The sequence below is a fragment of the Limnohabitans sp. Rim8 genome (genome assembly GCF_943326455.1).
Classification (GTDB): Bacteria; Pseudomonadota; Gammaproteobacteria; order Burkholderiales; family Burkholderiaceae_C; genus Limnohabitans_A.
Map to the genome: position 1 here is coordinate 56493 of NZ_CALPTI020000001.1, position 20342 is coordinate 76834.

The following is a 20342-nucleotide window of genomic DNA, read 5'->3' on the forward strand; positions in this document are numbered from 1 at the left end:
AGAACGAGCGGCTCTGACCCTTCAAGCTTGCGCGTCCATTTGCAGCTTGAACACGCTGCGCCGCTCCCCCACAGGAACACCCGCCACATTGAGCAGCACCTGGGCGCGCCAGGGTGCCAGTGCTTGGCGCTGCGCATCGTCCAACCAACCCAATTGGTCCATCGCTTCGACGGTGGCGGCAAACAAAGCGGCCTTGTTGCCGTCCATGATTTTGATGGCCAATGCTTGTCCACGTGAGCGACTGCCCACCACCTGCACGCCATCTGCGCCCACTTTGGTCACCCAATCGCCTTGGCCAGCCCGCATGAAGTCGGCGTCGTTGCGGTCCGTGCCCGAGACAAGCTCTGGGTGGGCGGTCATGGCCTCACCCAATTGTTTCAAGCTCTCACCATAAAGACCGTCCGACTCAGGCTTGGCCAAGCGTGCATAACTGCGAGCCAGTCGCGACAAGGGCATGGCGTAGTTGGGGGCTGAGCAACCATCAATGCCCAGTGCCAGTTGTTCTTCGGTCAACCCCGCCAAGTGCGCCACCGCTTGACGAATTTGCTGTTGCAGCGGGTGATCCACCTCGGTGTAATGGTCGGTGGACAGACCGTGCTGCACGCAATACGCCAAAAAGCCGCTGTGTTTACCGCTGCAGTTGTGGTGCCGCTCGTCGTAGGCAAATCCTTCGGGCATGGGGCGGTCAAGAAAAGTGAAGCGGTAGGGCACATGGCAGCCGCAGCGCATCTGGCGCGTGCTGCTGCCGCTTTTGCGCAGGATAGATGTGACTTGCTCGACATGCATGTCTTCGCCGTTGTGGCTGGCGCACATCATGGCCAGCTCTGGCGGTGTCAAGCCAAAATGCGCGACCCCGCCCGACTGGATCAGCGGCAAGGCTTGCATGGCCTTGAGGGTAGAGCGTGTAAAGCACAGCCAATGCGGATTGCCCACTTGGGCCAGCACGCGGCCTTCGGTATCGGTCACTGCCAATGCGCCCATGTGGACGCATTCTTGGATGCCGTTTCGGGTCAGCTCGATCAAAGGTTCAAAGTTCATGGCTTGGGTTTTGTGACGAGAAAAATCCAGTTTAATTTGTCGCGGACTTGACCCGCTGTCGCACGGGCAGCCCCGCACAATGAATGGATGCAAAACATCCATTCCCCTCTTCAGGCGCAACTGGTTCAATGGTTGGTGGCCCCCGGTTCGAACGTTGCCGCTGGCGACGTCTTGTTGATTCTGGAAGCCATGAAGATGGAGCACGAAGTCAGGGCCAACCAAGCTGGGCGTGTGGGCGAACTGTACTTTCAGCCAGGCGAGGCGGTGGGTGAAGGCGAGGTGCTGGGTGTGCTCATGCCCTTGACCGAAGATGCCCCCCAGCCAGAGGCGCGTAAGGTCAACACCCAAGCTGCTCTTTATTCAATGGACCGTGCCGACCTGCAAAAGCTGCTGGCCCGCCTGGCTTTCACGCAAGATGCTCAACGCCCAGAAGCCGTGGCCAGGCGCCATGCCTTGGGGCTGCGCACCGCCCGAGAAAACATTGCCGACCTGTGCGATGCGGGATCATTTGTCGAATACGGCGCTTTGGCTGTGGCCGCGCAAAGCCGCCGCCGCAGCGCCGACGATCTTGTACGCAACACGCCAGCGGACGGCATGGTCACGGGCATCGGCTGCATCAACGGTCAGCGCATGGTGGTCATGGCCTACGACTTTACTGTGCTGGCAGGCACTCAGGGTATGCGCAACCACCAAAAGACCGACCGCATGCTGAGCGTGGCCTTGCAAAACAAGCTGCCCGTGGTGCTGTTTGCCGAAGGCGGTGGCGGCAGACCGGGTGATGTGGACGTGGCCATCGTGGCGGGTCTGAACCTGGCCACCTTCGCCTCGTTTGCCCGTCTCAACGGCCGGGTGCCGGTAGTGGGCGTGGTGGCGGGGCGCTGCTTTGCAGGGAATGCGGCTTTGCTCGGCTGCTGCGACGTGATCATCGCCACGAAGGGCAGCAACATCGGCATGGGCGGCCCGGCGATGGTCGAAGGTGGAGGCCTGGGCGTGTTCAAGCCCGAGCAGATTGGCCCAAGCGAGGTGCAGCATGGCAACGGTGTGATCGATGTCTTGGTGGATGATGAAGCGCAGGCCGTCACGGCAGCGCGGCATTACCTGACGTTTTTTCAAGGGGTCACCCAGACCTGGCAAGCGCCTCCTGCCCAGGCCCTGTGCCATGTGGTGCCCGAAAACCGCTTGCGCGTGTATGACACACGCACGGCCATGCAGGGCATTGCCGACGAGGGCAGCCTTTTACATCTGCGCACTGCTTTTGGCACAGGCATCCACACCGCGCTGGCCCATATCGCAGGCCGCCCGGTGGGCCTGATGGCCAACAACCCGCTGCACTTGGGCGGTGCGATCGACGCCGATGCCGCCGACAAAGCCGCCCGTTTCATGCAGCTGTGCAACGCGCATGGCCTGCCCATCGTGAGTTTGGTGGACACCCCTGGGTTCATGGTCGGGCCCGACACCGAAGCCACGGCGCAGGTGCGCCACGTCTCTCGCCTGTTCGTGGCGGCGGCGCATCTGCGGGTGCCGCTCTTAAGTGTGGTGCTGCGCAAAGGCTACGGCCTGGGTGCGATGGCCATGACGGGCGGAGGCTTTCACGAAACGCTGGCCACGGTGGCCTGGCCCACCGGCGAGTTTGGCGGCATGGGCCTCGAAGGTGCGGTTCGCCTGGGTTACCGCAAGGAACTCGAAGCGCTGCCCGAAGGCTCAGAGCGCGAAGCGCTGTTTGAGCAACTGCTGGCGCAACAGTACGACAACGGAAGCGCCATCAACATGGCGGCTACGCTGGAGATCGACGCGGTGATCGACCCAGCCGAAACGCGTGCGTGGTTGATGGCGGGGCTGGAGGCTGGGTGTGTGAAGCCCTTGACAGGTTCACTGCCCATCGACACTTGGTGAGTCTGCTGCAGCCTGACCCAGTGCACTCACAGGTCTTGCAAAGCTGAGCTGATCTGCTGCTGAAAAAGCTGGGCATCGCCCAGAGCATTGGCGTTGAGCAGGGCAAGTTTGACGAGGAACAAGTTCGCTTTGTCCGGGCCAGCATCGTCGATGGCGGTGGCCAATGCGTCGTAAACGGCCTCAAGACCGTCGATGGTGAGTGTGGGTTGTGACATGGAACGTCCTTATTGGGGCAAGGCCGTGGCCAGCGCGGCTTGCAGTCGGGTGGCGTCGAGTGTGAGCCAACGCGCACAGATGTGTTGGTCGGGGCGCAGCAGGTACGCGCTGCCGTTGGCGGTGACGCCATAACGCTGTCGCAGATGACCCTCTGCATCAGGCAAATGCTTGTCGGCCCCGGCCACCGGCTGGGCCGCGCCGACCGCGATCACTTTCAAAGGCATGCCTTGTTGTCGTGCGGTTTGGATCACTTGCTGCAACGCTTCAGGCAAGGCCATGTCGGTGAAATACAGCAAGTCGAAGCCACCACCCAAGTGGTCGAGCAGAAATTCATCCGCAGCCAGGCGAACGTTTTGCGGTGGTGCCCCGTGTGCCGGACCGCTCTTGAACAGGCCATTGTCGTCATCCCTGCAGTTGAGCATGGAGTGGGTGTATTCGTGGGGCCGAGAGGTACGCCAGTGGTAGAGCGGTCGCACAAATTCGTGTGTCAGCGATAGCGACAAGACCGCATCGCGCAGAAGTCGGAAGCCGGGGCTCGGCGGCGCCATGAAACGGGTGCTTTTGCCCGCCTCGGTGATGATCTCGCGCGCCGCGCCCACCCGCTCGGTGCTGTGGTTGGTCAGCAGCTGTGGGCCCCCCAGTCCTTTGACCACAAAAGCCAGGTGCCAGCCCAGCGACTGCGCATCTTGAAAAGCGGTATTGGCCCCGCGTACACCAAAGATGGGCAGCAGGTGCGCGGCGTCACCGGTGAAGATGACGCTGCCGTTGACAAAGTCGGGCAGCGTGAGTGTGCGGGCCGAGTAGACCGAGGACCAGTCCATCTCCCACTTGGCCCCAGCGTGGCCGATCATGGCCAGCTGGGCGTCAATGCGGGTCTTGAGCGACTCTGGGCGCAGTGCCTCGTCGGGCGTTTCACCCGGGGGCAGCTGGTAGTCCACGCGCCAGATGCCATGGGGCTCGCGGTGCATCAAGATGGTGTTGCCGGGGTTCCACTCGGGGTCAAAAAAAGCCAGACGCTCGGTAGGAAAGGGCAAATCAATTTGGATGTCGGCGATCACGAAAAAGCCTTCGTAAGACGCGCCTTCCATCTGCAGGTTCATGGCGCTGCGGATGCCAGAGCGGCCCCCGTCAGCGGCCACCACCCAGTCGCTTTCCAGCGCATACGGCCCTTCGGGTGTGTCAACTTCAAGTACCGCATGAGCTTCTTTCTGCTCGATCTGGGTCACCTTGTTGCCCCAGCGGAAATCGATCAAGGGATTTGCTTTGCAGGCGTCGTGCAAGTACTCCTCCATGAACTGTTGCTGCACGTTGATGATCGGGAAAAAGCGGTCATCCGGATCGTGCGGTGCTTCCATGCGAAACACACGTTGGCCCCGGAAAAAAGAATTGCCAAAACGCCAGGGCAGCCCGCCTGCCGTCATGCGGTCGGCGACACCCACTTGTTGCAGGATTTCCATGGAGCGGCGCGTGAAGCAGATCGCCCGGCTGCCCTGCGAGAACTGCAATTCGGCCGACAGCACCACGCTGGACACGCCGTGGCGTGCCAGCTCCAGCGCGGTCACCATGCCAGCAGGGCCTGCGCCGACGATCACGACTTTTTTGCGGTCTTGCTTCGGGTGTGACGAGGCCAGCCAGGGCTGAAAGACCTCATACTGGTAATAGATCGAAGGCCGGGCTTCAGTGGTAGGGGTGTGCATGGTGTGGTGTCGTTGTATGGGCTTTAGCGAGGCCGCTTGCTTGGCTCGAGGGCGGTACGGACGTCCGTCGCACCGTCAACACCAGGCGCCTTGCCCACACCCGGTCTGGCATGGGCAATCAAACGGTCAAAGAGGGTGCTCAAAGTGCTTTGCTCCTTGTCCGTCAAGCAACCAAAAATGTCCTTGTTGCGCTGGTGGATCATGGCCATGGCGCGCTCAAACACTTCGCGTCCGGCAAGCGTCAGCGTCAGAACCACACCCCGAGCGTCGCCCGGGTGGTCGGCTTTGAGCACCAGCCCCTGATCGACCAAGGCCTGCGCGGCGCGGCTGGCCTGACCTTTGTTCAGGTTGGCTTTGTCAGCCAACTCCTTCACCGACAAGGGCTCAAAAGTGCCAATCGTGGTCAGGCACCGCCCATCGCTCATCGACAAGCCTGTGCGTTCAGGATAGACCGCCTGGCTGTCCATGTCCGTCATTTTGTGCAGCTGGTGCAGCCGGTAGGTCAGCGTGCGGTCGAGAGGCGTGGGCATTCGGCTCATCCGTCTGAAGGGGTTGAAGAAGCTGATATCTTAGGTTTATTTGGTTGCGCACGCAACCAAATAGATATAAAAAAGCCTGAGGCTTGCTCAGGCTTTTGGGGGACGTGAGGGCTCAAAAACGTGGCAAATCCGGGTGCTTGATCGCCCCCGCTCGCACCAACATGCGGCCATATTCGGCGCAGCGGTTCAGGGTCGGGATCACCTTGCCGGGGTTGAGCAAGCTTTGCGGGTCAAAGGCGCGTTTCACCGCGAACATCTGCTCGTTTTCTTCCGGACTGAACTGCACGCACATGCTGTTGACCTTCTCGATGCCCACGCCGTGCTCGCCTGTGACGGTGCCGCCCATGGCCACGCTGGTTTCCAGAATGTCGGCACCAAACAACTCGCAGCGGCGCAGCTGGTCGGCGTCGTTCGCATCGAACAAAATCAAAGGGTGCAGGTTGCCGTCGCCCGCGTGGAACACATTCAGGCAGCGCAGTGCGTATTTGGTTTCCATCTCCGAGATGGCTTGCAGGATGTCGGCCAAGCGCTTGCGCGGGATCGTGGAGTCCATGCACATGTAGTCGGGGCTGATGCGGCCCGAAGCGGGGAAAGCGTTTTTGCGACCGCTCCAGAACTTCAAGCGCTGGGCTTCATCGCGGCTGACCGAAATGGCCGTGGCACCGCAGTTGCGCAGCACCTCGCTCATGCGGCCAATTTCTTCTTCGACCTCTTCGGGCGTGCCGTCGCTCTCGCACAGCAAAATCGCAGCCGCGCTCAGGTCGTAGCCTGCATGCACAAAGTCTTCTACGGCAATCGTCATGGGGCCGTCCATCATCTCCAAGCCTGCGGGGATGATGCCTGCCGCAATGACAGCAGCCACCGCGTCGCCCGCTTTGCGCACGTCGTCAAAGCTGGCCATGATGCAGCGCGCCAGCTGCGGTTTGGGCACCAGCTTGACGGTGACTTCGGTCGTCACCGCCAGCATGCCTTCGCTGCCCACCAGCACGGCCAGCAGGTCGTAGCCCGACGTATCCAGCGCATCGCTGCCAAATTCAATCGGGTCACCTTCGACGGTGAAACCGCGCACTTTGAGCACGTTGTGCACCGTGAGGCCGTATTTGAGGCAGTGCACACCACCCGAGTTTTCAGCCACGTTGCCGCCAATCGTGCACGCGATTTGGCTAGAGGGGTCGGGCGCGTAATACAGGCCGTAAGGCGCCGCCGCTTCGCTGATGGCCAGGTTGCGCACACCGCACTGCACCACGGCCGTGCGGCTGACCGGATCCACGGTTTTGATCTGGTTGAAACGCGCCATCGACAGTGTCACGCCCATGCGGTGCGGCATCGCCCCGCCCGACAGGCCGGTGCCTGCGCCGCGTGCCACCACGGGCACCGCCAAGGCGTGGCAGGCCTTGAGCACAGCTTGCACCTGCGCTTCGGTCTCGGGCAAGGCCACCACCAAAGGCCGCTCGCGGTAGGCGGTCAGGCCGTCGCACTCGTAAGGCGTGGTGTCTTCGGGCGTGTAAAGAATGGCGTCAGCGGGCAGCACCCGACCCAAGGCCTGCACCACAGCGCGTTGGCGCTCGGCACGTTCGGTGGCGGTCAGTTGCTGGGTTTCGGCGGGGGTGTTGGCGCTCATGGCATTCAAAACCTTGAAATGAAGCCCCCAATGTACGCCCATCCGGACGCGGATGGGCTGAATATTCTTTGACGGGCTTGTGAAATCAGGCCAATGCTTTTTTCAGCCAGTCGGCAAAGGTGGCGCATTCCCAGCGCTCCATGGTGCCGGTGCGCCAGCACAGGTAGTGGGCATGCGGGCTGGGCACGCTGCGCTCAAACAAGCGCACGAGTTGCCCACTTTCGACCCATGGTGCGCCCAGCTTGGTGCGGATCAGGCCAACGCCCAAACCTTGGGCAGCGGCGTCGCACATCAGGCCAATGTCGTTGAAAGACGAGCCATCGGTGGGTTCGGGCCAATCCAGATCGTGCGCCGCAAACCAGGTGCGCCAGGGCTCCAGAGGGCTGCGCAACAGAGACACGCCGTTCAAGTCCTCAGCACTGGCAAAGGGGCCGTTCTCGCGCAGCCAAGCGGGTGAAGCCAGCGGGGTCACATCGTCTTTGGCCAAGCAAACATGTTCCACGTCCGAATAGCGGCCGGTGCCAAAACGGACCATCAAATCGGCGTCTTCGGCCACCACGTCGAGCAAAGGAATGCTGACCTGGAGCGTGATGTCGATCTCGGGGTAGGCGTCCAGAAAGTGCTTGAGCCTTGGCATCAATACCGAGCGCGCAAAAGTGGGCGTGACGGCCAGGCGCAGCTTGCGACGGCCAGGGGTGTTGCTGGCGCTGGGAAAGCGCTGCAACGACACCAGGCCTTCGCGCACATGGGCCAGGTATTCGTTGCCTTCGGTGGTCAGGGAAAAGTCGGCCCGGCCAAACAGCTTGGTACCGATGATCTGCTCCAGCTGTTTGACCCGGTGGCTCACCGCGCTGGGCGTCACGCACAGCTCTTCGGCCGCCTGGGTCACGCTGCGCAAGCGGGCCAGCGCCTCAAAGGTCAAGAGACATTGGATGGGCGGAATGCGAGAGGTGGCGGACATTGTGAATCAGTTGGGGACAGAGCTGAAGATCTGTCCCACAAAAACATTTATTTAAAAATCACGGTCTTGTGGCCGTTGATCAGCACGCGGTGCTCGCTGTGCCACTTCACGGCGCGGGCCAGCACTTGGCTTTCGGTGTCTCGACCTTGGGCTGTCAGGTCTTCCACGGTTTTGCTGTGGTCCACACGCGCCACGTCTTGCTCGATGATCGGGCCTTCGTCCAAATCGGCCGTCACATAGTGGGCCGTGGCCCCGATCAGCTTCACACCCCGGTCATGTGCCTGGTAATAGGGCTTAGCCCCCTTGAAGCTGGGCAAAAAGCTGTGGTGGATGTTGATGGCGCGACCGGCCAGTTTGCGGCACAGGTCGTCAGTGAGGATTTGCATGTACCGCGCCAGCACCACCAGTTCGGCCGCCTCGGACTGGATGATTTCGTATTGTTTGGCTTCGGCCTGCGCCTTGTTGTCCTTGGTCACCGGAATGTGGTGAAAGGGCACGTTGTAACTGGCTGCCAATTGGTAAAACTCGCGGTGGTTGCTCACGATGGCGCGAATGTCCAGAGGCAGCAGACCACTTTTCCAACGAAACAACAGGTCGTTCAGGCAATGGCCTTCTTTGCTGACCATGATGACCGTCCGCATGGGCTGGGCGGTGGCGTGCAAATCCCACTTCATGTCGAAGTTCTTGGCAAACGCAGCCCACTGAATGTTCAAAGTCTCGCCATCGAGCTGATCACACGCAAACTGAACCCGCATGAAAAACAAACCCGTGTCGTGGTCGTTGTATTGCGCCGCTTCTTCGATGTTGCCGCCACGCTCCAGCAAAAAACCCGACACAGCATGCACGATGCCGGTGCGGTCTGGGCAAGAGAGGGTGAGGATGTAGGTGGTGGTCATGGGGCATGAGCAGGGGAAAACAAAGTCTGCGGCCTGAGCACAAGGCAACGCACGGTGGGTCGTTTTTTAAACTTCTATTGTAAAGACCCCTCTCTTTGCAACAGGCGAACTGTCACGCCCGGGCGCTCACACGTCAATTTGCCCATTAAACTGAAAGGGTTTACCGATCCAAAGGAGTAACGACTGTGGCCCACACCGACTTCAACATGGACAACCAGTGGTTGCCCTTCACGCCCAATCGCACTTTCAAGCAAGACCCGCGGGTGTTTGTGGGGGCCGAGGGCATGCACTTCACGACCCACGACGGCAAAAAAGTCATCGACGGCATCTCCAGCTTGTGGTGCGTGGGCGCGGGCCACAACCGCCGCCCGATCAACGAGGCCATCAAAAAGCAGTTAGATACGCTGGACTACGCCACAGCGTTCCAGGCCAGCAACGACAAGGCTTTCAAGGCTGCGCAAATGATTGCCGACATGGCACCCGGCGACCTGAACAAGGTGCTGTTTTGCAACTCCGGCTCTGAGGCGGCCGACACCGCACTCAAAGTGGCGCTGGCCTACCACCGTGCCCGTGGCGAGGGCCACCGCAATGTGTTCATTGGCCGGGAAAAGGGTTATCACGGCGTCAACTTCGGCGGCATGAGCGTGGGCGGCTTACCCGCCAACCGCAAGGTCTACGGCGCGCAACTGCTGCCGCGTGTGGACCACATGCGGTTCATCCACGATCCGGTGAACCACGCCTACATTCACCACGAGGAGCCCGTGTGGGCGGAAGACCCGCTGCTGGAGCTGGAAAACCGCATCTTGGTGCTGCACGACCCGAGCAATATTGCCGCAGTGATCGTCGAGCCGATCGCGGGCAGTGCGGGCTGGTACATCCCGCCCAAAGGTTATGTGAAGCGCTTGCGCGAGATTTGCGACAAACACGGCATTTTGCTGATTTTTGACGAGGTCATCACCGGCTTTGGCCGCTTGGGCGTGAACTTTGGCGCTGATTTTTATGGCGTGGTGCCCGACATGCTGAACTTCGCCAAAGCGGTGACCAATGGCGTGATTCCCCTGGGTGGCGTGATTTGTCGCGATTTCATTTACGACGCGATGATGAACGCCAACTCGCCCCAGCATGCCATCGAGTTTTTCCACGGCTACACCTATTCTGGCCACCCGGTGGCCTGCGCCGCAGCCATTGCCACGCTCGATTTGATGAAAGAAGAGAACCTGTTTGCCCGCGCAGGACAAAAGGGTCGGGTGCTGGGCGACGCCCTGCACAACACCATGAAGGGCTTGCCCAACGTGGTGGGCATCCGTACGCTGGGCCTGGCGGGTGCGGTAGAGCTGGCCAGCATCCCGGGCTCGCCGGGCAAGCGGGCCTACGACATCTTCATGGACTGCTTCCACCACGGCGTTTGGGTGCGCCCCGCTGGAGAGAACATCGTCATTTGCCCGCCCTACATCGTGGAAGACGCCCACATCGACCAAATCGCACAAACGGTGGCCGACAGCATCCGCAGGCATGCCTGAGCTGACCCTCGCGGGTCGCAGCATCAGAACCGCATTCACTTTGCTGGCGGCACTGGCCGCCGCCGAACTGTGCGTTTGGCTGCGCACACCCATTCCCTGGATGCTGGGGCCACTGATGGTGACGGCATTGGCATCCATGGCAGGCGCGCCCACACGCAGCTCTAATTTGCTGCGCAACAGTGGGCAATGGGTGATTGGCTCAGCGCTGGGGCTTTATTTCACGCCACAAGTCAGCGCCTTGGTGCTGGCCCAATGGTGGGCCATTGCCTTGGCCGTGGTTTGGGCACTGGCATTGGGGGGTTTATTTGGCCTGTGGCTGCAACGCCGTCATGGGGCCGAATTGGCCCACATGTCCCCTCGGGCTTTGCTGGCGACCACGTATTTTTCTGGCGCCATTGGGGGTGCCTCCGAGATGACCTTGTTGGCCGAACGCTATGGGGCCCGCACTGATTTGGTGGCCGCCGCACACAGCATGCGCTTGGTGCTGGTGGTGATCGCCGTGCCCTTTGGTATGCAGTGGGCGCAACACCAATGGGGCTTGACGGTCGACGCCTCTTTGTTACCCGGCCCTCGCGAAGCCCAGTGGCCAGGCTTGCTTTGGCTGGGCTTGGCGACCGCAGCGAGCAGTGGGTTGATGACCCTGATGGGCCGCACCAACCCTTGGTTCATGGGGTCTTTGTTGGCGGCGATGGGTTTGACTTTGGCAGGCTGGGAAGGCTCGGCCGTTCCCACGGTGCTGACGAATGCGGCCCAACTGGTGATTGGCGTGAGCCTGGGGATTCGCTTCAGGCGGGAGTTCATCCAAACCGCACCCCTTTGGCTGAGTTCTGTGGCCTGGGGATCCTTGTGGATGATGGGCGCTTCTGTGCTTTTTGGCATGGCGATGGCATGGGGCACTGGATTGCACCCGGCGACACTGATTTTGGGGACTGCGCCCGGCGGCATCACCGAAATGGCCATCACGGCCAAAGTGTTGCAACTGGGGGTGCCCGTGGTCACGGCATTTCAGGTCTGCCGCTTGGTGGCCGTGCTCATTTTGGTCGGACCAATTTTCAAGTGGGTGACCAGGCATCCATAAGCCGCCTTGATCAAACCCGAGCCAGCGGTGGCTGATGGTCAGCGGTTATCTGGCAAGAGACTGTTTGAAGGCGAAAGCCGCTGTGTCAATGCACCACCACGGGTTGCTGGGCCAAACCGGTGTAGCCCTCCAGCGTGTCTTCAACTTCTTCTTGCGTCGGTGTGTGCTGCTGCCAGGCTTGGATCTGTTGTTGGAACATCTCTGCCCAAGAACCGTCCAAATAGACCTCTTTGCCAGAGCGCTTGTCCACGATTTCAAAACCATGCCGCTCCAGCACAGGCTGGCTGCTGGCCGGGGCCGTCTCACTGGGCGCATTGGCCAAAACATGCATGACAGCAAAAGTTTCAGATTCGTACAACAAGTTCATGCACTCATTCTCCCTTATCTTGTCGTTTGCACATGGGTCCGCATGCAACAACTTCAAGTGGCTGTGGTTTTTAGGCCGTGAATTAACCGGGGTTGGGGGTCAGGGACAAATCGGGCAAGGCCACACGGCCCGTCAACAGCAAGTCAATGAAACTGCCGCTGACTTGGGTGATGCGGATGCGAACGGGTAACCAGTCATAGGCAGCGGCCACCCAGAATTCCACTTTGGCATCAAAACGGTTGCGCGGTTGGCACACCCATTTGGTTGCAGCCAGCTTTTGTCCATCCATTTGCAGCGTCTCCTCTTGTTCCAAGGTCAACAGCCAAGGCAAGGCATCACGCACTGTGGCAGTTTGCACCTGCAAACGCGCGCCAGGCTGCAAACGCCCAGCCTCTTGGGCCATGAACGCCGCCAATTGGGGGTACAAGCTGATTTGGTCTTGAGCGCCGGGTTGCAACGTGGCGGCTGGGGCATTGCTGCTGAACACAATCCGGTTTTGAGCCCCCTCAAAATGCGTCGCCCTCTCGCTGCGCCAGCTGTCTGAGAATCGCACAGGTGCTAGACCTTGTGCCGTGATCAGGCCCTGACTTCGCCATTGCCTTGACCCCAACAAAAAAGCCCTGACCGTCAAAGACATGGCGTATGCACCTGCGTTGCGTTCCCAACGCAGCTCACCTGTCGCTTGGTAGGAAATGCCCTTTTCTTGACCATTCAAGCGATAACTGAGCAGCGCCGGTGCGGGCATTGCAGCCAAGCCCAAGGGCGGGAAGGCCATGGTGACTTCAGTCAATCCTGTGGGCTGTGCCGGTGCAACGGGTAGTTTGTCTGCGGTCGCTTGCAACAGGCTTTGTGCGCCATCTGCCAGTGCCTCTTGTCGCTCGGCGCCTGCCTCTTCCGGTTCCCTTGCCTTGTCCGTTTGTGCACGCTCTGTCAAATCCAAAGACTGTTGGGTGGGCTCAGCCCTGCGTTCGGTCGGTGCACCGGCGTGGGGTGACACAGGGCTTTGCACCGGCAAGGACTCGTCTGAGGGCCACAAAGAAGAAGGCGCTGATGACGATGCTGTTGGTGACGCAGCCGATTGAGGCACTATGCCTAAGCGCGTTTGGCGCTCCACTTTGGCTTTGGGTGCAGGGACCCGGGCAGTAGGCGTTGGCTGTGGCGCCAACAATCGGGTTTGCACAGGGCCCACACGCAGGGACTGAGGTCCTTGAATTTGCCAAACCGTTGCGCCCACCATCGCCATCCCCAAAGCCCCATGCAGCGCCAGCACCACCAAACCCCAACGCCACAAAGTCCCTGCTGCCGGGCCACTGGCCTGGGCATCAAGCCTTGGGACGGAGGTTGCAGCCATCGGCATGTTGAGAACGGACTTAGGCGGTACAGGACTGGACGGGGTTCAGGCTGAAGACCAACCCAAATCGAACGAGAGTTGCACCGCGAATGCGCGCAAGGCCTGCGCCACGGGGCCATTCCAATCGGTGTCCAACGTGGCTGTCGAGCCGAGCGACACCACACCCAAAGCCAAATGCCCATCCGCGTCAAAAACGGGGGCACAAAACCCGGAAATACCGGGCAACAAAACATTGACCACTCGGCCCAAACCTTGCGCTCGGGTTTCGGTGTTCATCGCCTGCACTTGAGCAGCCGTCGAGGGCAGATCGCTGCGTCCGAGTTTGCGGGCAAGCGCCAGCTCGGCCTCCATCATGGGCTGGGCCTTGTCGGCCGCACCACCATGACCCATGAAGGCGGCAAAACACCGACCCGTGGCCGAAGACAGCAGAGGCATCACATCGCCCAAACGCAAGCTGACGGGCATGGCCAAAGGGGCTTCTTGCCAGTGCACCAAGGTCGGGCCGCGGTTGCCCCAAACTGCCAAGGCCAGGGTGTGGCCCGTTTGATCCATTAAAGTTGGCAAGCGCTCACGCGCCAGTTTGACGGCGTCAAGCCTGGACAGTGTGGCCAGCCCTAAACGCAAAGTGGCCGGACCCAGCTCATAGCGGGTGTTGGCATCCTGCACCACCAAATTCAGGCGCTGAAAGCTCACCAGATAACGGTGGGCCTTGGCCGCACTCATGCCGGCCGCACTGGCCAGGTCGCGCAACATCAAAGGACCCGGCGCTTGGGCCAGCACATCCAGCAAGGCAAAACCCACCTCAACCGACTGGATGCCAGCGCGTTCTTTGTCCCCGTCTGGGGTCGTGTCCAAGGTGCTTTCGGTGGCCATATGCTCTAGAATCAGGTTTCGTTTAGTTAAACGAGTTTAACAATGCGTAATTTGCTGTGCCATTGAATTCATCATTGAATACAGCATTCAACCCGTGATTCAGCCCAGATACACTCGGCTTCAAATCACGGAACCAACAGGCAAACATCATGAAATTGGCGACCTATAAAGACGGTTCACGCGACGGACAACTGGTGGTGGTCTCGCGCGACCTGTGCACTGCACATTATGCGACCGGCATCGCCAACAAACTGCAACAGGTACTGGACGACTGGAACTTTGTGGCCCCGCAACTGGAAGACCTTTACAGCACCCTCAACCAAGGCAAAGCACGTCACGCTTTTCCTTTCGACCCGGAGCGCTGCATGGCCCCCTTGCCACGCGCTTACCAGTGGGCAGACGGCTCAGCCTATATCAACCACGTCGAGCTGGTCCGTGCGTCACGCAACTCCGAAGTACCCAGCAGCTTTTACACCGACCCCCTGATGTACCAGGGCGGCAGCGATGACTTCATTGGCCCCTGCGACCCGGTGGTTTGTGCCAGCGAAGCCTTTGGCATCGACTTCGAGGCCGAAATCGCGGTCATCACCGGCGACGTGCCCATGCAAACCAATGCCGACGATGCGATCGAAAGCGTGCGTCTCGTCATGCTGGCCAACGACGTGAGCCTGCGCAACCTGATTCCTGCCGAGCTGGGCAAAGGCTTTGGCTTTTTACAAAGCAAACCCGCCACCGCCTTCAGCCCCGTGGCCATCACCCCCGATGAGCTGGGCGACGCCTGGCAAGGCGGCCGGGTGCACCTGACGCTGCAATCGACTTGGAACGGCCGCAAAGTCGGCATGTGCGAAGCCGGCCCCGAGATGACCTTCCATTTCGGCCAGCTGATCGCCCATATCTGCAAGACACGCAACGTGCGTGCCGGCTCCATCGTGGGCAGCGGCACCGTGAGCAACAAGAGTGTGGAAGTGAATGGCCAGCCCGAGTGGCCCAAAGGCTACAGCTGCATCGCCGAAAAACGCGCCATCGAAACCATCCTGGACGGCAAGCCCTCGACCGAGTTCATGCAATACGGCGACACCATCCGCATCGAGATGAAGGGCCAAAACGGTGAGAGCTTGTTTGGGGCGATTGAGCAGGAAATCGTGCCATTGGCTAGCTGAGCCAGGGGTTCAAAAGCGCCACACCCGTTGCTTCAAAATCTGGCACGTTGCGGGTCACCACGGTGAATCTGTGTTCAAGGGCTGTGGCCGCGATCATCGCGTCCCGGTCTGAGCGCGGGTTGGGGCTGTGCAGTGATGCGCACACGGGTGCTGTGTTCTCTGCAAAGGGCAAGATGCGCCCGGCAAAAGCGGCGCGAACGCCTCCTAGCCAATGGCGCTGTGCGCTGCCCTGCGGCGGTGTTCTGCGCTCCAGCGCTTGAACACCCAATTCCAACTCAAGCAGCGTGATGGCGGACAAAAAGAGTTGGCTGCTGGGCTGGCCTGCGGCCCATTGACGCACCGCCATGGAAGGGTTGGGTTTGCCTTGGTGCAGCTCGAAAATGACGTTGGTGTCCAGAACGAACATGGATGCGAACAGCACCCGCAACTCACACCAACACAAGCGAGTCACACACTAAGGCTTACGGGGAACTCTCCGTGCTGTACGAGATGGGGGTGTTGGTCCAGACAGGCACGGAGCGGAGATGCGGCATCAGCTCACTACGGTGTCACTGGAAAGTTGGGCTGTGATCTCGCGACCTGCATGAGCCACTTTCCAAGTTTATGGTTCACGCAGCTCCGCTTTAACCGCCCAGCTTCGTCATCAACAGCGCATTCACCTGCCCCGGATTGGCCTTGCCCTTGCTGGCTTTCATGATCGGGCCCACCAGACCGTTCAGGGCCTTGGCGTTGCCGGCCTTGAACTCTTCCACGTTCTTGGGGTTGGCGGCCAGGACTTCGTCAATGATCTTTTCCAGTTCGCCGGTGTCGTTCATCTGCTTGAGGCCTTTGGCTTCGATGATGGCGTCGACCTCGCCTTCTTTGTTCCACAAGCCTTCAAACACCTGACGCGCTGCGTTGTTGCTGATGGTGTTGTCGGTGATGCGGCTGATAAGAGCCGCCAGTTGGGCGGCGCTGACCGGGGCTTGTTCAATCGACAACTCGCTGGCGTTCAAGCGGCGCGACACTTCGCCCATGATCCAGTTGCTGACCAGTTTGGCTTGGCCGCAGGCTTTGGCAGAGGCTTCAAAGTAGGCGGCGATTGCTTTGCTTTGGGTCAGCTGCGTGGCGTCGTATTCGGGCAAGGCGTAGTCGCGCACAAAACGCTCGGCCATCACGCGAGGCAACTCGGCCATCTCGCCTTTGACGCGCGCGACCCAGTCGCGGCCGATCACCAGCGGCGGCAGGTCGGGGTCGGGGAAATAGCGGTAGTCGGCGGCGTCTTCCTTGGTGCGCATGGCGCGCGTTTCCCCAGTGTCGGGGTTAAACAGCACCGTGGCTTGCTGGATGCTGTGGCCGTCTTCGATCTGGTCAATCTGCCAACGCACTTCGTAATCGATGGCCTGCTGCATGAACTTGAAGCTGTTCAGGTTCTTGATCTCTCGGCGCGTGCCCAAGGGGCCACCGGGTTTGCGCACCGACACGTTGGCATCACACCGGAATGAGCCTTCTTGCATGTTGCCGTCGCAGATACCGATCCAGGTCACGATTTTGTGCAGTTCTTTGGCATAGGCCACGGCCTCCTCGCTGCTGCGCATGTCGGGTTGGGTCACGATCTCCAGCAGCGGTGTACCGGCGCGGTTCAAGTCGATGCCACTCTGTCCAATGAAATCCTCGTGCAGCGATTTGCCCGCGTCTTCTTCAAGGTGGGCACGCTCCAGGCGCACGGTTTTGCGCACCGTCTCTTTGCCTTCTTCGAGGAAGAAAGACACCTCGCCGCCTTGCACCACCGGGATTTCGAACTGGCTGATCTGGTAGCCCTTGGGCAGGTCGGGGTAGAAATAGTTTTTGCGCGCAAAGATGCTGCGCTCCGCAATGTGCGCGTTGATGGCCAGACCGAATTCAATGGCACGTTCGACAGCACCGATGTTCATCACGGGCAGCGTGCCGGGCAGGGCCATGTCCACCGCGCAGGCTTGCGTGTTGGCTTCGGCGCCAAATGCTGTCGGAGCGCGGCTGAAAATTTTGCTGGTGGTCGAGAGTTGGGCGTGTGTTTCAAAGCCGATGACGACTTCGTAGCCTTGGACAAGTTTGCTCATGGTGTTCAGACTCCTGCCGGTTTTTGCAGGTGGAAATCGGTCGCTTGCTGCAAGCGGTGTGCGGCGTTCAGCAACTGGGCTTCCTTGAAGTAGTTGGCAATCAACTGCAAGCCCACGGGCATGCCGCCCGCCCCAAAGCCTGCGGGCACGCTCATGCCGGGCAAACCGGCCAGCGAGGCGGGCAGGGTGAAGATGTCGGCCAAGTAATCGGCCACCGGGTCATTGGCGTTTTCGCCAAACCTCCAGGCCACGCAGGGGGCTACAGGGCCAGCGATGACGTCGCACTCTTTGAAGGCGTTTTGGAAGTCGTCGGCGATCATGCGGCGGATTTTTTGCGCTTGCAGGTAGTAGGCGTCGTAGTAGCCGTGTGAGAGCACATAAGCGCCCGTCATGATGCGTCGTTTGACTTCGCCGCCAAAGCCTTCGGCGCGGGTTTTTTTGTACATGTCCACCAAGTCGGTGTAGTCCTTGGCGCGATGGCCGAACTTCACACCGTCGAAGCGGCTGAGGTTGGAGCTGGCTTCGGCCGGCGCAATGATGTAATAAACCGGAATGGACAACTCGGTGCGCGGTAAGCTGATGGGCACGAGCTTGGCACCGAGCTTTTCATATTCGCGCAAAGCGCCGTCCACAGCGGTTCGCACATCGGCGTGAAGGCCTTCGCCAAAAAACTCTTTGGGAATGCCAATGCGCAGGCCTTCAAGTGAGTTGTTCAGCGATGCTGCAAAGTCTTCGGTGGGCATCTCCAGCGAAGTCGAGTCGCGGTCGATGTCACCTCCGCACATGGCGCTCAGCATCAAGGCGCAGTCTTCGGCCGTGCGGGCCATGGGGCCGGCTTGGTCCAGGCTGGAGGCGTAGGCGATCATGCCGTAACGGCTGGCGCGACCATAAGTGGGCTTGATGCCGGTGATGCCGCAAAAGCTGGCGGGCTGGCGGATCGAGCCGCCCGTGTCGGTGCCGGTGGCCGCAGGCGCCAGGCCAGCGGCCACAGCGGCGGCGCTGCCGCCCGACGAGCCGCCGGGCACGCGGGCCATGTCCCAGGGGTTTTGCACCGGGCCGTAGGCCGAGTTTTCGTTGGCCGAGCCCATGGCGAATTCGTCGCAGTTGAGCTTGCCCAAAGTGACCATGCCCGCTGTGCGCAGGCGTTGCACCACGGTGGCGTCAAACGGCGAGCGGTAGCCGCTCAGGATTTTGGAGCCCGCGGTGGTGGCGAAATCGCGGGTGACGAACACATCCTTGTGCGCCACGGGCACGCCTTCCATCGGACCCGCAGTACCGTCCGCCAGTTTGGCGTCAGAGGCGCGGGCTTGGGCCAGCGTCACTTCGCTGTCGATGTCCAAAAAGGCATTGTGCGGATTGCCACCCATGCGGGCCAGAAAGCGTGTGGCGACTTCAACAGCGCTGACCTCTTTGGTGTGCAACAGGGTGGCCAGCGCTTTCACGCTTAAGTTGTGCAATTCACTCATGGCTTACTCGATGACTTTGGGGACCAGGAACAGGCCCCGCTCGACGGCAGGGGCGCTTTGCTGGTTCAGGTCGCGTTGGTTGGGCTCGCTGGCCACGTCGGGTCGCAGACGCAGCGTGATGTCCTGAATGGCCGCTACTGGGTGAGCCATGGGGGTGATGCCGGTGGTGTCCACCGCTTGCATGGCTTGGACAATGCCAAAAAAGCCATTGATTTGCGTGAGCATGCGCTCACTTTCTTCGGGCTGCAGCTCCAACCGGGCAAGGTTGGCGATCCGGGCAATATCCTGCGTGGTCAGGGACATGGTTTGCAAACAGTTGTAAGTGGCCGTGTTTTCCGGGCCTAACAAGGCGACGGAGCACCTGTTTTACCGGGGGATCGGGTATTATCCTGTGTTTGGTGCCGCTCGCCCTGCAGTCCTAGAGCCCGCCCTGACAACACCCCTGATTGACCGCCACACTCAACCCCTCAAGCCGCCATTTGGCAAGGTGAGAGTGCGTGCAAGGACCCTCGAATGTTTTCCTCTTTCCGCCGCTATTTTTCCAGTGACCTGGCCATTGACCTGGGCACTGCCAACACGCTGATTTTTGTACGCGACAAGGGCATCGTGCTGGACGAGCCCTCGGTGGTCGCCATCCGACACGAAGGCGGCCCCCAAGGCAAAAAGACCCTGCAAGCGGTGGGCCACGAAGCCAAGGCCATGCTGGGCAAAGTGCCCGGCAACATCGAAGCCATCCGCCCCATGAAAGACGGCGTGATCGCCGACTTCACGGTGACCGAGCAGATGCTCAAGCAGTTCATCCGCATGGTGCATCCCCGCAGCACCTTCCGCCCCAGCCCCCGCATCATCATTTGCGTGCCTTGCGGTTCCACCCAGGTTGAGCGCCGCGCCATCCGCGAGTCGGCGCTGGGTGCAGGCGCGTCTGAGGTGTATTTGATCGAAGAACCGATGGCAGCCGCCATCGGCGCAGGTCTGCCCGTCTCCGAAGCCTCGGGCTCCATGGTGGTGGACATTGGCGGCGGCACGACCGAAGTCGGCGTCATCTCTCTGGGCGGCATGGTCTACAAAGGGAGCGTGCGCGTGGGCGGCGACAAGTTTGACGAAGCCATCATCAACTACATCCGCCGCAACTACGGCATGCTGATCGGTGAGCCCACCGCTGAAGCCATCAAAAAGAACATCGGCTCGGCCTTTCCAGGCAGCGAAGTCAAAGAAATGGAAGTCAAAGGCCGCAATCTGTCCGAAGGCGTTCCTCGCAGCTTCACCATCAGCTCCAACGAAATCCTGGAAGCCCTGACCGACCCGCTCAACCAAATCGTCTCGGCCGTCAAAACTGCGCTCGAGCACACCCCGCCCGAATTGGGCGCCGACATCGCCGACCGCGGCATGATGCTGACCGGTGGCGGCGCTTTGCTGCGCGACCTGGACCGCCTGCTGGCCGAAGAAACCGGATTGCCCGTGCTGGTGGCCGAAGACCCGCTGACCTGCGTAGCGCGCGGTTGCGGCATGGCGCTGGAGCGCATGGACCAGCTGGGCAGCATCTTCACCAGCGAATAAACACGGGTTAGTCCGCCGCCCCGCATCCGGA

At 60.7% G+C, this 20342-nt stretch carries 18 protein-coding genes and 1 pseudogene; 5 read left to right on the top strand and 14 right to left on the bottom strand.

The window, feature by feature from the left end:
* Positions 1 to 21: 21 nt before the first annotated feature.
* Positions 22 to 1038: an asparaginase gene (locus Q1M54_RS00285; protein WP_300552305.1), complete on the bottom strand. Its 1017-nt coding sequence runs from the start codon at positions 1036 to 1038 to the stop codon at positions 22 to 24.
* Positions 1039 to 1134: 96 nt separating this feature from the next.
* Between Q1M54_RS00285 and Q1M54_RS00290 the strand changes: the two are divergent.
* Positions 1135 to 2931, top strand: a pseudogene (locus Q1M54_RS00290) (carboxyl transferase domain-containing protein); the annotation flags it as partial.
* Between the two features lie 26 nt (positions 2932 to 2957).
* Here Q1M54_RS00290 and Q1M54_RS00295 read toward each other — a convergent pair.
* The 6 genes from Q1M54_RS00295 to purU form a co-directional block, all read right to left on the bottom strand.
* Complete coding sequence (locus Q1M54_RS00295; protein WP_300552308.1) at positions 2958 to 3146, bottom strand: DUF2783 domain-containing protein; 189 nt, start codon at positions 3144 to 3146, stop codon at positions 2958 to 2960.
* Positions 3147 to 3155: 9 nt separating this feature from the next.
* Positions 3156 to 4844 (bottom strand): FAD-dependent monooxygenase, encoded by a 1689-nt coding sequence (locus Q1M54_RS00300; protein ID WP_300552310.1) that lies wholly within the window; start codon positions 4842 to 4844, stop codon positions 3156 to 3158.
* 23 nt (positions 4845 to 4867) lie between these two features.
* Positions 4868 to 5374: a MarR family transcriptional regulator gene (locus tag Q1M54_RS00305; RefSeq protein WP_366146235.1), complete on the bottom strand. Its 507-nt coding sequence runs from the start codon at positions 5372 to 5374 to the stop codon at positions 4868 to 4870.
* A 121-nt stretch (positions 5375 to 5495) separates the two neighbouring features.
* Positions 5496 to 7004, bottom strand: a complete 1509-nt coding sequence (locus tag Q1M54_RS00310; RefSeq protein ID WP_300552315.1) for an FAD-linked oxidase C-terminal domain-containing protein — start codon at positions 7002 to 7004, stop codon at positions 5496 to 5498.
* An 85-nt stretch (positions 7005 to 7089) separates the two neighbouring features.
* On the bottom strand, positions 7090 to 7965 hold the full coding sequence (locus Q1M54_RS00315; protein WP_300552318.1) for a LysR substrate-binding domain-containing protein: 876 nt from the start codon (positions 7963 to 7965) through the stop codon (positions 7090 to 7092).
* A gap of 47 nt (positions 7966 to 8012) precedes the next feature.
* Complete coding sequence (purU, locus tag Q1M54_RS00320) at positions 8013 to 8861, bottom strand: formyltetrahydrofolate deformylase (protein ID WP_300552321.1); 849 nt, start codon at positions 8859 to 8861, stop codon at positions 8013 to 8015.
* A 185-nt stretch (positions 8862 to 9046) separates the two neighbouring features.
* Here purU and Q1M54_RS00325 point away from each other — a divergent pair, with 185 nt between their 5' ends.
* Together Q1M54_RS00325 and Q1M54_RS00330 are read left to right on the top strand one after the other, a co-directional pair.
* Entirely contained in the window at positions 9047 to 10381 is a 1335-nt protein-coding gene (locus Q1M54_RS00325; RefSeq protein ID WP_300552324.1) for an aminotransferase class III-fold pyridoxal phosphate-dependent enzyme, read from the top strand.
* Positions 10374 to 11459 (top strand): AbrB family transcriptional regulator, encoded by a 1086-nt coding sequence (locus Q1M54_RS00330; RefSeq protein ID WP_300552327.1) that lies wholly within the window; start codon positions 10374 to 10376, stop codon positions 11457 to 11459. Before Q1M54_RS00325 ends, Q1M54_RS00330 begins: the two co-directional genes overlap by 8 nt.
* An 85-nt stretch (positions 11460 to 11544) precedes the next feature.
* Here Q1M54_RS00330 and Q1M54_RS00335 read toward each other — a convergent pair whose 3' ends face one another.
* The 3 genes from Q1M54_RS00335 to Q1M54_RS00345 all read right to left on the bottom strand — a co-directional run bounded on the left by Q1M54_RS00335 (position 11545) and on the right by Q1M54_RS00345 (position 14050).
* Positions 11545 to 11826 (bottom strand): DUF3567 domain-containing protein, encoded by a 282-nt coding sequence (locus Q1M54_RS00335; RefSeq protein WP_300552330.1) that lies wholly within the window; start codon positions 11824 to 11826, stop codon positions 11545 to 11547.
* 82 nt (positions 11827 to 11908) lie between these two features.
* Positions 11909 to 13177 (bottom strand): DUF3108 domain-containing protein, encoded by a 1269-nt coding sequence (locus Q1M54_RS00340; RefSeq protein ID WP_300552332.1) that lies wholly within the window; start codon positions 13175 to 13177, stop codon positions 11909 to 11911.
* A gap of 45 nt (positions 13178 to 13222) precedes the next feature.
* Positions 13223 to 14050: an IclR family transcriptional regulator gene (locus Q1M54_RS00345; protein WP_300552334.1), complete on the bottom strand. Its 828-nt coding sequence runs from the start codon at positions 14048 to 14050 to the stop codon at positions 13223 to 13225.
* Positions 14051 to 14199: 149 nt separating this feature from the next.
* Here Q1M54_RS00345 and Q1M54_RS00350 point away from each other — a divergent pair, with 149 nt between their 5' ends.
* Positions 14200 to 15210, top strand: coding sequence for a fumarylacetoacetate hydrolase family protein (locus tag Q1M54_RS00350; RefSeq protein WP_300552336.1), 1011 nt, complete (start codon positions 14200 to 14202; stop codon positions 15208 to 15210).
* Here Q1M54_RS00350 and Q1M54_RS00355 read toward each other — a convergent pair.
* The 4 genes from Q1M54_RS00355 to gatC form a co-directional block, all read right to left on the bottom strand.
* Positions 15203 to 15616, bottom strand: a complete 414-nt coding sequence (locus Q1M54_RS00355; RefSeq protein ID WP_300552338.1) for a type II toxin-antitoxin system VapC family toxin — start codon at positions 15614 to 15616, stop codon at positions 15203 to 15205. The two genes, Q1M54_RS00350 and Q1M54_RS00355, sit on opposite strands and share 8 nt — an antisense overlap.
* A gap of 217 nt (positions 15617 to 15833) precedes the next feature.
* On the bottom strand, positions 15834 to 17288 hold the full coding sequence (gatB, locus tag Q1M54_RS00360) for an Asp-tRNA(Asn)/Glu-tRNA(Gln) amidotransferase subunit GatB (RefSeq protein ID WP_300552340.1): 1455 nt from the start codon (positions 17286 to 17288) through the stop codon (positions 15834 to 15836).
* Between the two features lie 5 nt (positions 17289 to 17293).
* Positions 17294 to 18754, bottom strand: a complete 1461-nt coding sequence (gatA, locus tag Q1M54_RS00365) for an Asp-tRNA(Asn)/Glu-tRNA(Gln) amidotransferase subunit GatA (protein WP_300552343.1) — start codon at positions 18752 to 18754, stop codon at positions 17294 to 17296.
* A 3-nt stretch (positions 18755 to 18757) separates the two neighbouring features.
* A complete protein-coding gene (gatC, locus tag Q1M54_RS00370; RefSeq protein WP_300552345.1) occupies positions 18758 to 19057 on the bottom strand; it encodes an Asp-tRNA(Asn)/Glu-tRNA(Gln) amidotransferase subunit GatC in 300 nt (99 codons plus the stop codon).
* Between the two features lie 210 nt (positions 19058 to 19267).
* Between gatC and Q1M54_RS00375 the strand changes: the two genes are divergently transcribed.
* A complete protein-coding gene (locus Q1M54_RS00375; protein ID WP_019426173.1) occupies positions 19268 to 20311 on the top strand; it encodes a rod shape-determining protein in 1044 nt (347 codons plus the stop codon).
* Positions 20312 to 20342: the final 31 nt, after the last annotated feature.

What these genes read in the sequence shown, in the direction of transcription:
- Q1M54_RS00340 (WP_300552332.1), bottom strand. Translation starts at nt 13,177, where the DNA reads ATGGCTGCAACCTCCGTCCCAAGGCTTGATGCCCAGGCCAGTGGCCCG.
- Q1M54_RS00345 (WP_300552334.1), bottom strand. Translation starts at nt 14,050, where the DNA reads ATGGCCACCGAAAGCACCTTGGACACGACCCCAGACGGGGACAAAGAA.
- Q1M54_RS00310 (WP_300552315.1), bottom strand. Translation starts at nt 7,004, where the DNA reads ATGAGCGCCAACACCCCCGCCGAAACCCAGCAACTGACCGCCACCGAA.
- Q1M54_RS00305 (WP_366146235.1), bottom strand. Translation starts at nt 5,374, where the DNA reads ATGCCCACGCCTCTCGACCGCACGCTGACCTACCGGCTGCACCAGCTG.
- gatB (WP_300552340.1), bottom strand. Translation starts at nt 17,288, where the DNA reads ATGAGCAAACTTGTCCAAGGCTACGAAGTCGTCATCGGCTTTGAAACA.
- Q1M54_RS00375 (WP_019426173.1), top strand. Translation starts at nt 19,268, where the DNA reads ATGTTTTCCTCTTTCCGCCGCTATTTTTCCAGTGACCTGGCCATTGAC.
- Q1M54_RS00350 (WP_300552336.1), top strand. Translation starts at nt 14,200, where the DNA reads ATGAAATTGGCGACCTATAAAGACGGTTCACGCGACGGACAACTGGTG.
- gatC (WP_300552345.1), bottom strand. Translation starts at nt 19,057, where the DNA reads ATGTCCCTGACCACGCAGGATATTGCCCGGATCGCCAACCTTGCCCGG.
- Q1M54_RS00330 (WP_300552327.1), top strand. Translation starts at nt 10,374, where the DNA reads ATGCCTGAGCTGACCCTCGCGGGTCGCAGCATCAGAACCGCATTCACT.
- purU (WP_300552321.1), bottom strand. Translation starts at nt 8,861, where the DNA reads ATGACCACCACCTACATCCTCACCCTCTCTTGCCCAGACCGCACCGGC.
- Q1M54_RS00300 (WP_300552310.1), bottom strand. Translation starts at nt 4,844, where the DNA reads ATGCACACCCCTACCACTGAAGCCCGGCCTTCGATCTATTACCAGTAT.
- gatA (WP_300552343.1), bottom strand. Translation starts at nt 18,754, where the DNA reads ATGAGTGAATTGCACAACTTAAGCGTGAAAGCGCTGGCCACCCTGTTG.
- Q1M54_RS00355 (WP_300552338.1), bottom strand. Translation starts at nt 15,616, where the DNA reads ATGTTCGTTCTGGACACCAACGTCATTTTCGAGCTGCACCAAGGCAAA.
- Q1M54_RS00335 (WP_300552330.1), bottom strand. Translation starts at nt 11,826, where the DNA reads ATGAACTTGTTGTACGAATCTGAAACTTTTGCTGTCATGCATGTTTTG.
- Q1M54_RS00295 (WP_300552308.1), bottom strand. Translation starts at nt 3,146, where the DNA reads ATGTCACAACCCACACTCACCATCGACGGTCTTGAGGCCGTTTACGAC.
- Q1M54_RS00315 (WP_300552318.1), bottom strand. Translation starts at nt 7,965, where the DNA reads ATGTCCGCCACCTCTCGCATTCCGCCCATCCAATGTCTCTTGACCTTT.
- Q1M54_RS00285 (WP_300552305.1), bottom strand. Translation starts at nt 1,038, where the DNA reads ATGAACTTTGAACCTTTGATCGAGCTGACCCGAAACGGCATCCAAGAA.